The sequence below is a fragment of the Janthinobacterium sp. genome (assembly GCF_031995485.1).
GTDB lineage: Bacteria > Pseudomonadota > Gammaproteobacteria > Burkholderiales > Burkholderiaceae_D > Janthinobacterium.
Genome location: NZ_DAMAGB010000004.1, coordinates 34,053 through 47,336 on the forward strand (window position 1 = coordinate 34,053; position 13,284 = coordinate 47,336).

Consider the following 13,284-nt stretch of genomic DNA (forward strand, 5'->3'; position numbering starts at 1 on the left):
AACGTCACTCGATAAGGAAGTCTCCATGAACGACAAAGCCGCACGCAGTCCGATCAGCTGGGTGCCCACGCTGTATTTTGCCCAGGGCCTGCCGTTCTATGCGGTGGCGCTGGTGGCCGGCCTGATGTTCAAGAGCCTGGGCGTGCCGAACGACCAGATCGCGCGCTGGACCGGCGCGATCGGTTTTGCCTGGGTCTTCAAGCCGCTGTGGAGTCCCTTGCTGGAACTGGCGTCCAGCAAAAAGACCATGGTGATCCTGTTCCAGTTCCTCGGCGGCCTGAGCCTGGGCCTGATCGCGCTGGCGCTGCACACGCCCATCTGGTTTGCCGCCTGCGTGGCCGTGCTGGCGGTGGCGGCGCTGGCCTCGTCGACGCACGACATCGTTTGCGACGGCCTGTATATCGCCAGCCTGTCGCCGAAACAGCAGGCCGCGTACGCCGGCTGGCAGGGCGCGTTTTTCAATGCCGGCAAATTCATTTCGCTGGGCGGCCTGGTGATTTTGGCCGGCTACCTGGAAAAAAATATCGGCGTCAAACCCGCATGGTCGGTGATCTTCCTGATTATCGGCGCCATGATGCTGGCGCTGGCTGCGTATCACAGCTGGTCGCTGCCGCAGGTGCGCAACGCCATCGTGGCCGACAAGAGCGTGGCCGGCATCGGCGGCACGCTGTGGGACGTGTTCATCGACTTCCTGAACAAGCCCGGCATCTGGGGCATGATCGCCTTTATCATCCTGTTTCGCGCCGGCGAGGCGCAGGTGCAGACCATCGGCCCGCTGTTCCTGCGCGAGGCGCGCGAGCTCGGTGGCCTGGGCCTGTCGACCACCGAAGTGGGCGCCGTCTACGGCACGGCCGGCACGGTGGCATTTTTGCTGGGCAGCATAGGCGGCGGCTATTTCACATCGTGGCTGGGCCTCAAGCGCGCAATGCCACTGCTGATCCTGGCGATGAATTTGCCCAACCTGGTGTTCTATTACCTGAGCCACAGCATGCCGACCGACCTGGCGCTGATCACGGCCGCGCTCAGCGCCGAGATGTTCGGCTATGGCTTCGGCTTTGTCGGCCTGATCCTGTTCATGATGCAGGTGGTCTCGGTCGGCAAATACCAGACCGCCCACTATGCGTTCGCCACCGGCGTGATGCAGCTGGGCTTCGTGCTGTTCAAGATGGTCAGCGGCGATATCCAGACGGCGCTCGGCTACAAGACGTTTTTCCTGTGGGTGCTGGTGTCGGCCATCCCCGTGCTGGTGCTGTCGCGCTTTATGCGCATCGCACCAAAAGATGATGGAGCAAAGGCGTAGCATGGCAGCGGTCACCCTGAACAATATCGTCAAGCGCTACGGCGAACACACCGTCATTCACGGCATCGACCTGGAGATCCATGACGGCGAATTCATCGTCTTCGTGGGGCCATCGGGCTGCGGCAAGTCGACCCTGCTGCGCATGATCGCGGGACTCGAAGAGATCAGCGGCGGCGAGCTGCAGATCGGCGGCAGGCTGGCCAACGATATCGCACCAAGCGAACGGGGCCTGGCGATGGTGTTCCAGAGCTATGCGCTGTATCCGCACATGACGGTGTACGAAAACATGGCGTTTGCCCTGTCGCTGGCCGGCCATCCGAAAGCGCAGGTGCGCGAGGCGGTCGCGCGCGCGGCCGAGGTTTTGCAGATTACGCCGCTGCTGCAGCGCAAACCCAAAGACCTGTCCGGCGGCCAGCGCCAGCGCGTGGCGATCGGCCGCGCCATCGTGCGCAAACCGCAGCTGTTCCTGTTCGACGAACCGCTGTCCAACCTCGACGCGTCCCTGCGCGTGCAGATGCGCGTGGAGCTGTCGCGCCTGCACCAGGAACTGCAGACCACCATGATCTATGTCACGCACGACCAGGTCGAGGCGATGACCCTGGGCCAGCGCATCGTGGTGTTCAATGGCGGACGCATCGAACAGGTGGGCACGCCGCACGCGCTGTACAACCATCCGGGCACGCTGTTCGTGGCAGGCTTTCTCGGCGCGCCGAAGATGAACCTCCTCGCCTGTACCGCCATCGCCGCCGGCGCCGCTACCGTCACGGTGCGGCTGGACGGCGGCGCCATGATCGAGGTGGCGGCGCAGGGCGATGGCGTGGCGGCCGGCGACAGCCTGGTGCTGGGGGTGCGCGCAGAACATGTCGAATCTGAAGCCGCTGCCGGCGCCAATGTGCTTGACACCCGGGTCAGCCATGTCGAGTACCTGGGCGACGTGGCCATCGTCCATGCCGGCGTTCCGGGTGGACCGGCGGTACTGGCCGTCAGGCAGCCGGCGCACGACGTCCTGCCGCAGGCGGGACAGGCCCTGCGCCTGCATCTGCCGGCGCGCCACTGCCTGCTGTTCGACGCCGCGGGCAAGGCGCTGCCGCGCACGCCAGGCGCCCTGCCCCGGCAGTTTATGTGACAATAGCCGCTGTTGACCATACTGCCGCCCTTGGACTTGCGCGGCTGGAATGGCAGAATACGTGTTTTGCTCAGAATCCCTGCCCCCAAGCGTTGCCGCCGCGCGATCCGCGGCTGCGATTGCGGGAGCGTCTTTTTGTTATTGATTGAAGGATCGACCATGTCCCAATACCGTCTTGCCCGCCTCAGCCTGCTCCTGGCCGCCATCGGCCTCAATGTCCTGCCTGCCGTGTCGCACGCCCAGGACGCCAAGCCTGCAGCCGCAGCGGCCGCTCCAGCCGATACCGTTCGTCCTGAAATCTTCAAGCTGCTCGACCCGACGGCCGTCAAGGCCTCGATGGATGCAAAAAACTACGCCGACGTGCAAAGCCGCATCGACCAGGCTGCCGCCACGCCGGCGCTGACGCCGTATGAAACCTTCGTCATCAACCGCCTGCGCGTGGCGCTGGGCTCGACCACCAACAATCCTGCGCTGGCCATGCCGGCACTGGAAGCGGTGATCGAATCGGGCAAGCTGGACAAGAAATCGCAGGGCGACTTCATCCAGGCACTGGCCAATTTCCACTATAACGCCAAGGACTATCCGAACGCGATCAAATGGTTTACCCGCTACCAGACGGAAACCGGCGATATCGCTACCGTGCGTCCATACATCATCCGCGCCTACTACTTCGGCAACGATTTCGAGCGCGCGAAAAAGGAATTGTCGGCAGATCTCGCCGCCAAGCAGCAGGCCAACCAGACGCCTACCCTGGAAGAACTGCAACTGCTGGCCAACACGGGTTCGAAAAGCAAGGATCCGGCCACCTACCTGATCGCCATGGAAAACCTGGTGCGCTACTACCCATCCGATGATTACTGGATCGACCTGCTGGGCCGCGTGCAAGGCAAGGCCGGCTATTCGGACCGCTTCGCGCTGGATGTGCTGCGCCTGCAATACAAGGCCGTCAGCGTCATGCCGGAACGCGACTACAGCGACATGGCGGAAATCGCCCTGACCGACGCCTTCCCGACCGAAGCGAAAAAAGTGCTCGACGACGGCTACGCCAAGGGCGTGCTGGGCAAAGGCGGCAATGCCGCCAAGCACAAGAAACTGCGCGACCAGGCCAACAAGGCTGCCGCCGACGACGTGAAAAACATCGCCAGCGGCGAAGCATCGGCCAACCGCAGCAAGGACGGCACCGGCCTGGTCAACCTCGGCTACGCCTTTGTCACGATGGACCAGTTCGACAAAGGCATCGACCTGATCCAGAAAGGCATCGCCAAAGGCGGCCTGAAGCGCCCAGAAGACGCCAAGCTGCGCCTGGGCTACTCGCTGGCAATGGCTGGCAAGAAAGACGAAGCCATCAAGGTCCTGGAAACCGTCAAGGGCGGCGAAGGCGTGAGCGACCTGGCCCGCTACTGGATCCTGTGGCTGAACCGCCCTGCCACGGCGGCAGCAGCACCGGCAGCAGCAGCCCAGTAAGTTTCAGGTATCACAGCCAACAAAGCGGCCCCGGTCAATACCGGCGCCGCTTTTTTTTGCTTTTTTTTGACGGATAAAAGGCTGGCCATACGGGCAGGATGAATGGCTGGCATGGACATGGAAACCAGAAAAGCCGGATATCCCGAACTCTTCAAGAACGTTCGGCGCTATGATTCAAGGTTGATCCACCCCTGCTTTTAAAATCCGGGCTGAATGGCTGAGATACAGATAGCTGTCGGGCTGAAGGCAGCCATCAGCCGTCATTGAAAGAAAAAAAATGGACAATCGCAGTCAAAATTTGCAAGGCGCATGTCATTGCGGAGCAGTACGATTTCAAGTTCGGCTTAGCGACGGACTCAACACCGCGCGGCGCTGCAACTGTTCCTATTGCCGCATGCGCGGTGCGATCGCGGTTTCAGCTGATATCAAGGACATGGCGATAACTTCGGGACAGGAATTGCTGACGCTGTATCAGTTCAATACGATGCAAGCGAAGCACTATTTTTGTTCAAAGTGCGGGATATACACCCATCACCAGCGGAGGTCCAACCCCGATCAATATGGCGTTAATGTTGCCTGCCTGGAAGGGATTAGTCCGTTTGATTTTGCAGAGGTTCCCGTGAGCGAAGGCCGATCCCATCCAAAGGACCAGGGCGTCGGGGCGGTGTCCAGTATCGCAGGATATTTGCGCTATGTTCCGAATACTGCCCGCTGAAATATGTCGGGCAATTGGCCCAACCTGAATGGCTGCTTCAGGGTCGAATGCGGTCCTTTGCTCAGCCGCCGGGATTTGACCGATAGATTTTGTTTCGACCAATGCCGCACGTAAAATCGGCCGACTGGCGCTTGAATTAAAGCTCTAGTTGTGTGCCTCCATACCCATGCAGCGTACGGAGCTCGTTTTCGTGTTTTAGCCGAAGGCGCCATCGGAAAAAATCATCTAACCAATTTTTGAGATACCGGGTAGCGCTTAAAGCTCCTGACATCTAGGAGTTCAGATTTAGGGCTATTGTGTTGATAAACGCGAGTACGTTGACGTTTAGATAGAACTCCTGCCAGCCTGGACTGGCCAGAACCGTCGCTATTGAACGATATCGGACTGTTTTGGATCTGCAACCTGCCGAAATTGTTGCCACTCGACTTTTTCAACACAACAGGGCGGGAGCCGCCATTCAGCGATGAGCGACGGAGTTTCGCTGCTTCATCAGCAAACCAACAAACCAGCAAATCAGCAAACCAGCAAACCAGCGAAATATGTCACGACCAAAGTCGCCAGCCCAGGCTCTCCGGGCCAAGCGGGCCTGAAAAATGTCGAGGGCAAGGCGCGGCGACGCAGACAGTACGCATGTACGGCAAGGAAGCCGCAACGCCGCCATCGGCATTTTCTCGGGCCCGCGTTTCCGGCCCGCCGTTTTAAGTTTTTACGCTTTAATCTTTCAGACCTGACGGGAACGCACCCCGGCTTGCAACCATCGCACCATAAAAAAAGACAGGCCCCCATTACAGGAACCTGCCTTGAAAGACAGCCGACAGCATGAACACGGTGCCGCGCGCCCATATCTGCCTTGAAAACTACGAAAACAACTTACAGCTTGCCACGCACCCCCAGATAGAAAGTCCGGCCATTGCTGTAGAAAGCCCGTGGCTGGTCCTTGTTCTCCGCATACATCTTGATGGTGGTATTGGTCAGGTTAAGCGCATCAAACGTGATCGTGAAATGCTCGTTGATCTTGTAATTGATCGAACCGGCCAAACCGCCGCTGCCTTCGACGTGCTGGCTGGCGCCACGGTCCACGCCCGCCTTGTAGGCCGAGCGATAGTTGTAGGCCAGGCGCGCGCTCAATGCATTGGCTTCGTAGAACGCCGTCAGGTTGTAGGTGTTGCGCGATGCGTTGACCAGTTCGTCACCGTTGTCGAGCTTGCCGTCGGCATAGGTGTAGTTGGCCAGGATGCCGAAGTCGCCGAACAGCGGCTGCTGGTAGCTGAACTCCGCGCCCTTGTTCTTGCCGCTGGTATTGAATGGCGAGGTGATCAGGTAGACGGCATTCGCGTTGCGCTTGCTGTTGAAGTAGGTGGCGCTGACGGTGCCGTTCGAGACTACCGATTTCAGGTCCATATAGAACAGGCCCACCGAGAACGCCGACTTCGGCGCGAAGTACCACTCGGCGCTCACTTCGGCGTTGTCCGACTTGACCGGATCGAGGTTGACGTTGCCGCCGCTGCCGCTCAATGCATCGTCGTTCAGCGAGACCGAACCGCCCAGCGCGCTGTAGTCGGGACGGGCGATGGTGCGGGCGATCGCTGCGCGTACCACCAGGTCGTTGCGCACGTCGAACTTGATGTTGGCGCTCGGCAGGTAGTCGTTATAAGTGCGCTCGAACAGGTTCTGCGAGTACGGCCCCCAGTCCGAACCGGTGATCGGACCGCCGGCCTGGTTGACCAGCGTCGACTGCTTGGTGTGCACGGCGCGCAGGCCGAAGTTGCCGCTCCAGTTGTCGCCGGTCAGGTTGGCCATGGCGTAGACGGCCGAGGTTTTTTCCTGCAGGCGGAATTCGTCGGTCCAGTTGTGGCGGCGTACATAGTCGAACAGGCGGTTGCCGTTGGCCGCGCCCCAGGCGCCCAGCGCCGCGCCGTCGTACTTGAAGTAGTTCGACGACAGGTTGCCGCCCAGGTCGCTGGCGAAATCGCTCGGGTACATCGTGCCGTTCCACACGGGACCGGGATTGGTAAAGCCCAGCGCGCCGGGACGGGTCTCGAACGGGTGCTCGGCATCGCGCTTGTGGTCGGTGACGCGGCCACCGAACTTGATGCTGTCCCACACGCCGGAAGACAGGCGCAGTTCCGCGTCGAGCTGGGCGTATTTTTCCTGGTCGACCGAACGCGATTCGCCGCCGCCGGCCCAGGCCGTCGAACCGGGCTTGGTGGTGGTGCCGCCCGGATACGAGACGCTGGCCGGGCTCATGCCGTTCAACTGGTACACCATGCCGCCATCGACATTGTTCTGGTAGTAGACGTCGTCGCGGTCGTAGCCGACGCCGTGGGTCTTGCCCACTTTGCCGGTCAGGGTCAGGTCCTTGCTGGCGCGGTACTTGAAGTTGAAATCGAGGTAGTACGATTCGCCGCCCGCATCAGGACGGTAGATATTGTCGACTTCGCCCGAGTTGGTGCCGAAGGTGGCACCCGTCAGCGTGCCGTTTTTTACCGTGTAGTTGGTCGGGACCTGGTTGGCGCTGTTGATCGAGTTGGCCGGCGCGGCCAGCCAGTTGGTGTTCTGGTGCGGAGCTTTCAGTTCCGAATAGAAGCCGTTCAGGTCCAGCGTCAGGTCGCGGCTGGGCTTGAATTCGATATCGAAAGCGCCGCCGGAACGGGTTTTCTTCTGCTCGAACAGGCTGGCGCCGATAAAGGTCGGCACTTTCACGCCGGCCAGTTCAGGGTGCGCCAGGGCGGCGGCACTGCCGGCGGCGATCGGCGTATAGCCGAGGATTTCCTGGCCATCGCGGCGTACCGACGATTTTTGCGAGAAGCCCTGCAGCATCACGCCCAGGGTATTGGTATCGTTCTTCCAGTTCACCAGGCCCGAGAATTGCGGTTCGGTCTTGCCGGCCAGGTCATTATAAAAGCCCTGGATCGAGCCTTCGGCCGTGATCTGGTTTTTGAATTCCAGCGGACGGCGCGTGATCACGTCGATCACGCCCGACACGCCGCCTTCGGGCAGGTCGGCGGTGGCGCTCTTGTGCACCACGACGGAACTGACCAGCTCCGACGGCAGCAGCGAAAAGCTGCTGCTGCGGCCGACGTTGCCGCCAAACTGGTTCAGCACGAACCAGTCGCCGGTGCTGATGGCGTGGCCGTTGAACAGGGTTTGCTGGAAGCTGGGGCTGGTGCCGCGCAGGCTGACGCGGTCGTTTTCGCCGAAGCCGCCTTCGCCGCCGGCCGACGATTGCGTATTGACACCCGGCAGGCGCTGGATCGCGTCGGCCACGTTACGGTCAGGCATCTTGCCGATATCTTCGGCGGTTACCACTTCGACCACGGAATCGGCATTGCGTTTTTGCTTGAGCGACTTTTCCAGCGAGGCGCGCACCCCGGTAACCGTGACGGTGGTGACGTCTTCCGCGGCAGCTTCCTGGGCCTGGGCCGAGAATGCCAGGCCGGCCGCCAGCAGGGCCACCGCTGCGGCGATCGGCGTACGGCTGCGCGAGCCGGATTTCAGGACGACGGCTGCAGGTGTCAAATTGCGTTTCATGTACTCCCCCTTGATTTGAGGCTCCTGGATGGAACCCGTTCATTTTTTAATGGGTCCTGTTCTGGTAGACCCTTCTGTTGACCACTTACAAAACCAATTTAACGCCAATATACTACTATCCAATACCAGAGCACTACCAGTTAGCGCAAATTTTTTATAACGTTGTTGCTATAACACAGACCACTTGAGGGGGCTGGCAGTTGCTTCCCTATGGGAGCGAGGCCATACCAGATGCAGGCAAACGCGGCTGTGGAAGGAAAAAAGGGGAATTGGTTTTACAGCGGTCTTTTTTGGTATTATCCAAAACGCTTGCCAGGGCATTGCCCGGCAAGCAAACCACAGAGCGCGTGTTCAGCGCGCCGCACCGGAGACCGTCCACGTATGACCACCCTGGCTCACATCATGCAAGAACTGGGGCAGACCAGCAGCCTGCCCCTGTACCAGCAATTGCAGCGTGCGCTGCGCCTGGCGATCGACAAGCGCCTGCTCGGTCCCGACGAAGCATTGCCGGCCGAACGCCAGCTGGCCAGCGACCTGTCGATCTCGCGCATCACCGTGCGCAAGGCCATCGATGGCCTGGTCACCGAGGGCCTGCTGGTGCGGCGGCCCGGATCGGGCAACTTTATCAACACCCGGATCGAAAAGAATTTCGCCAAGCTGACCTCGTTCTCGGAAGACATGCGCGCGCGCGGGCGCACGCCGCGCAGCGTCTGGCTCAAGCGCTCGGAAGGCACCGTCACGCCGGAAGAAGCATTGCGTCTGCGGCTGTCGCCGGGCGCGCCCGTGTACCGCTTTCACCGCATCCGCTATGCGGACGACCTGCCGATGTGCCTGGAATACGCGACCATCGTGGCCGGCTGCCTGCCATCACCTGAGGCGGTCGACATTTCGATGTACGACGCGCTGGAACAGGCCGGCAACCGCCCGGTGCGGGCGCTGCAACGCCTGAGCGCGCTGCTGCTGACGGGCGAGCAGGCGGTGCTGTTGCAGGCAAAGGAAGGCGACGCCGGCCTGTCGGTCGAGCGCCTGGGTTTTTTGCGCGATGGCCGCGCGGTGGAGTTTTGCCGCTCGTATTTTCGCGGCGACATGTATGACTTTGTGGCGGAATTAACTACCAGCTAAACGCTGGCCACGGCGCCAGCGCAGCGCCATCAGCAGGACACTGGCTGCCACGCAGCCCCAGCCGAACAGCGGCGCCAGCCATGGCGCCCACGGCGTCACGCGGGCGCGCGCCGGCAACTGCACCAGCAGCACCCGGCCCGGCATGGGGCTGCTGGCGGTCTCGGCCAGTACGCGGCCATGCGCATCGCTGACGCTCAGCAGGCCTTCGCGCGCCGCGCGCACCACCGCATAGCCGTTTTCCACGCCGCGCACCTGCGTCATGCGCGCGCCCATCCAGGCATCGAGCTGAAAATCCCAGGCCGGCACCAGCATCACCTCGGCGTTCGCGCCCGCCTTGCCGTACAGCTTGCCGAAGCTGGCGAAATGCATGTCCTTGCAGATGGCCAGACCCATGGCGCGGCCCGCTACCAGCGCCACCTGCGTGCGAGCGCCGGGCAGGAATTCGCGTTCGGGCGGCGCCAGGTGATGCTTCTGGTAGCTGTTTGGCGCGGCGCCATCGGGTGCAAACAGCCAGGCCAGGTTGCGCCTTGCGCCGCCATCATCGATGCCGATGCCCAGCGTGATGGCAGCACCCGTGCGTTGCGCCAGTGCGCGGAAGCGCTGCTGCACGACTGCAGCCTGAGCGGGCGTCAGCACGGCGATTTTTTCAGGCAGCACGATCAAGGCGGCACCCTGCCCCGCCAGTTGTTCGACCTGGCGCGCATACTGGTCCCACACCGCTTGCGCGCGCGCCGGCGGCGTGGCCGGGCCGACAAAGTCGTCGATCGCCACCAGGCCCGCCAGCGTATCGGACACCGGCGGCATTGCCTGCAAGCGCCAGGCGCCGCCGGCCCAGGCCAGCAGCAGCAGCATCAGGCTGGCGACGGCGGCTGGCGCGCAACGCCGGCCACCGGTCAGCCACAGCGCCAGCGCCGATGGCGCCAGGCACAGCAGGAACAGCAGGCCCGGCACGCCGGCCAGCGCAGCCACCTGCAGCATCGGCAGGTTATCGGCCTGCGAATAGGCCAGGCTGCCCCAGTTGCCATCAGGCAGCAGTGCCGCCATCAGCGTGTCGAGCGCCACCCACAGCACGGGATACACCAGCACCGTCCAGCCTGTCCGGTAACGCAGCACCAGCGCGCGCGTGGCCAGTACCACCAGCAGCCACAGCATGGCCTTGACGGCCAGCACCAGCGCCACTGCCGGCACCGGCATCAACAGGCTGAAGTACGCGATATTCGACGACAGTCCCAGCAGTGCGGCCACCAGCGTCATCCAGGCGGCGTCAAGCCGGTTCGAGCGCAGGGCCAGCAGCAGCAAGGGCAGCGGCGCACACCAGGCCAGCCACGCCAGCGGTTGCGGTCCGAGCACCCCGTACAGGGGCAGGCCCGCCACCAGCGCGGCGGCCAGTTGCAGCAGGCGCAGGCGCAGCGCGGAAGTGCCTGCGAATAACGGTGGTGAAGACAGGGACAGCAGCATGCTCAGGCTTTCAGGGGCAGCCAGATCTCGACGCCGCCGTTGCCGCTGACGGGATCGAAATGGTGATCATAGCGTTCGAAATCGGGCGCGTCGGCAACTGTCAAACCTGAGCCCGGCAGCCACGCGTTCCAGATCGTGTGCCAGGTGGCGCGGATGGTGGAAATATGGCCGCGGTGAAAAAACACGGCATAGCGCTGTGGCCCGAGGCGCAGCCGCGTCCAGTCGTCCGGCACCCGGGAAAAATTGTCGACAGCAGTCGCGCACAGATAATCGAAGTTGCCGGCATCATCGTTGTTATAACAGGCGCCATAGACCACCTGGCCGGCGGCCACATGCGGCAGGAAGCGCTGCCACAGCGCGGGAATGCCGGCCACCGTTTCGGGGCGGTAGCGCGCGCCAAGACCGGCCAGCAGCATGGCCGGAGCGTCTTCATAGCGGGGCGGTTCGAGTGCGACACTGAGCGATTTGTCCATTTTGATGGCCTCCACCAGGTTCAGATTATCGACATGGCGCTGCGTCCGCACCATTTCCGGCGTCAGGCCGAACTGGTCGCGAAACGCGCGCGTAAACGCTTCATGGGAACCGTAGCCGGCGCTGATGGCCACGGCGAGGATGTCCTGCGCGCCCTGCGCCAGCAGGCGGGCCGCCTCGCTGAGACGGCGCGCCCGCAGATAGCGCATCACCGAGTGTCCGGTGGCCAGGCCAAAGGCGCGCGTCAGGTGGCAGGGCGAAGCGCCGCCGACCGCGGCCACATCATCGAGCGTGATGTCGTCGGCGTAATGCGATTCGATATACCACAGTGCTTTGGCCAGATAGCTCATGGACGCTTCCCGTTGGACGAGCAGCGACTGTAGCATTTTCAGGCAAGGGGGATTTGATCGTTTTTGCGCAGCGCGGACGCGCCGGCTGGCGGCGTGCGCTTGCGGCGGGCGGGACTTGTTACTTGGGCGGCACGAAGCAGGCGTCGACGATCTGCAGGTCGTTGTCCTTGGCGAACTCGCGCACGAAGTGAAACGCCATCGGTTCGATGTCGCGCAGCTTGGCATTGACCACCACCGATTTGACGCCATTGACGACGGTCGGACGCACGTAGGGAGAGTACTGCAGGTGCGCATTGCGCCCGCCGCCCTCGGGATTGAAACAGGACATCACTCCGCACAGGCGTTCGGCCCAATCACTGGGGCGAAATTGCTTGCCATTGCTGGTGAGACCAAGGATGAAAAACTCGTCTGAGAGTTCTCCGTTGTTTTGAGATAACTCGGCCATGTGGCTTGTCGGGACTGGATTGCGTGAATGGCCCCGGCGGATAAGCCGGGCTGGTCGTTCGATTGCGTCTTGCGGACAGTCAGTATTATATCTTATAGAAGACTTGGGTTCTAGCCCGATCTGCGACGCTGTGCCGGCCGCATGCAAAAAGGGCCGGCGCATCCGCTGCGCCAGCCCCTTATTCTAAACGAATTGCACTTGCCACACGACGCGCATCATCCCAGGAAGATCGCGCCCGACAGCAGCAGCAACAGCAGCATCCACAGCAGCAAGGCGCGCCAGACCAGGCCCACCGTGCTTTGCAGCGAGCGCACGCCAGGCTCGTCGCCGGGCAGGATATCGCTCTCGCTGTCGCTGTCATCGATCGCCATGTCGGCCGTGACCACCACGCGCGCGGCCGTCTCAAGGGGCGTGCCCAAGCGTACGCCCATGGCGCCGCCGCCGGCCGTCAGGATGATGCCGATCGCTTCGTCGTACCAGCGGTGCGCGAAATTGCGCCAGGCGTAGATGGCATCCTCGAAGTTGCCCACCACGGCAAACGCCACGGCTGTCAGGCGCACGGGGATCCAGTCGATCCAGTAAAAGGCGCGCGCGGCGAACAGGCCGAACGCTTCATTGCGCATGTGCTCGGGTTCATTCCAGGCGCGCGCCAGGTATTCGGACACGCGGTACATCACGGCGCAGGCGGGACCGACCGGCATCATGAACCAGAAAAAGACGCCGAACACATTGCGATGCGTGGTGATCAGGGCTTTTTCGACGGCGATGCGGGAAATTTCATTGACGTCCATGCCGACCGTGTCGAGCTTGGTCCACTCGGCCAGCAGGGCGCGCGCGGTAGGTTCGTCGCCGGCGCTCAAGGCCAGCTGGATCGACGTGAAGTAGTGGCTGTAGTGGCGAAAGCCCAGGGTCAGATAGACGATCAGCACATTCCAGGCGAACGCCACCAGGGTCAGGTTGTAGTGGATCAGTACCCAGTAGATGCCGGCGGTCGGGATCATCAGCGCGCCCAGCATCAAGAACCATCCCATGCGGCCGTGGCTGGCGTGGCCAGCATTGAACCAGGTCTCCATGCGCATCGCCATGCTCTTGATCTCGGCGTAGATCATATTATCCGCACGCAAGGGTTTGAGCTGCTCGATCAGTAGTGCGCAAAGTATGGAGAGAAATGTCATCGATGGTCCTTTTTGTCTTTTACAGCAATACCGCAATGCCCGCTACGATAACGCAGTGCCGTGCCGGAATCAAACTTATTACAATTGAAGCTGATATTTGGATAGTTGTGCAAGGCATTTATGGCAG

General features: G+C 62.0%; 10 protein-coding genes. 5 read left to right on the forward strand and 5 right to left on the reverse strand.

Annotated elements, in window-relative coordinates:
* The first annotated feature begins 25 nt into the window (after positions 1-25).
* From RTQ46_RS04335 to RTQ46_RS04350, 4 genes are all read left to right on the forward strand, one after another.
* The gene (locus tag RTQ46_RS04335) at positions 26-1,300 is read left to right on the forward strand and encodes an MFS transporter (RefSeq protein ID WP_312434822.1); all 1,275 of its coding nucleotides are present in this window, start codon (positions 26-28) and stop codon (positions 1,298-1,300) included.
* 1 nt (position 1,301) lies between these two features.
* A complete protein-coding gene (locus RTQ46_RS04340) occupies positions 1,302-2,426 on the forward strand; it encodes a sn-glycerol-3-phosphate ABC transporter ATP-binding protein UgpC (protein ID WP_312434823.1) in 1,125 nt (374 codons plus the stop codon).
* Between the two features lie 159 nt (positions 2,427-2,585).
* On the forward strand, positions 2,586-3,890 hold the full coding sequence (locus tag RTQ46_RS04345; protein WP_312434825.1) for a tetratricopeptide repeat protein: 1,305 nt from the start codon (positions 2,586-2,588) through the stop codon (positions 3,888-3,890).
* Positions 3,891-4,167: 277 nt separating this feature from the next.
* Positions 4,168-4,605 carry a GFA family protein gene (locus tag RTQ46_RS04350; protein ID WP_312434826.1) on the forward strand — a complete coding sequence of 146 codons (438 nt, stop codon included), beginning with the start codon at positions 4,168-4,170 and terminating at the stop codon, positions 4,603-4,605.
* An 870-nt stretch (positions 4,606-5,475) separates the two neighbouring features.
* On the opposite strand, the gene RTQ46_RS04355 is transcribed toward RTQ46_RS04350, so the two are convergent.
* Complete coding sequence (locus RTQ46_RS04355) at positions 5,476-8,136, reverse strand: TonB-dependent receptor (protein WP_312434828.1); 2,661 nt, start codon at positions 8,134-8,136, stop codon at positions 5,476-5,478.
* 381 nt (positions 8,137-8,517) lie between these two features.
* Between RTQ46_RS04355 and RTQ46_RS04360 the strand changes: the two genes are divergently transcribed.
* A complete protein-coding gene (locus RTQ46_RS04360; RefSeq protein ID WP_312434829.1) occupies positions 8,518-9,258 on the forward strand; it encodes a GntR family transcriptional regulator in 741 nt (246 codons plus the stop codon).
* Here RTQ46_RS04360 and RTQ46_RS04365 read toward each other — a convergent pair.
* From RTQ46_RS04365 to RTQ46_RS04380, 4 genes are all read right to left on the reverse strand, one after another.
* Positions 9,244-10,716, reverse strand: a complete 1,473-nt coding sequence (locus RTQ46_RS04365) for a nitrilase-related carbon-nitrogen hydrolase (protein ID WP_312434830.1) — start codon at positions 10,714-10,716, stop codon at positions 9,244-9,246. The genes RTQ46_RS04360 and RTQ46_RS04365 overlap by 15 nt on opposite strands.
* A gap of 2 nt (positions 10,717-10,718) precedes the next feature.
* Positions 10,719-11,537, reverse strand: a complete 819-nt coding sequence (locus tag RTQ46_RS04370) for an AraC family transcriptional regulator (protein WP_312434831.1) — start codon at positions 11,535-11,537, stop codon at positions 10,719-10,721.
* Positions 11,538-11,655: 118 nt separating this feature from the next.
* A complete protein-coding gene (locus RTQ46_RS04375) occupies positions 11,656-11,982 on the reverse strand; it encodes a DUF3579 domain-containing protein (protein WP_312434832.1) in 327 nt (108 codons plus the stop codon).
* Positions 11,983-12,197: 215 nt separating this feature from the next.
* Positions 12,198-13,157: a CobD/CbiB family protein gene (locus tag RTQ46_RS04380; RefSeq protein ID WP_312434834.1), complete on the reverse strand. Its 960-nt coding sequence runs from the start codon at positions 13,155-13,157 to the stop codon at positions 12,198-12,200.
* Positions 13,158-13,284: the final 127 nt, after the last annotated feature.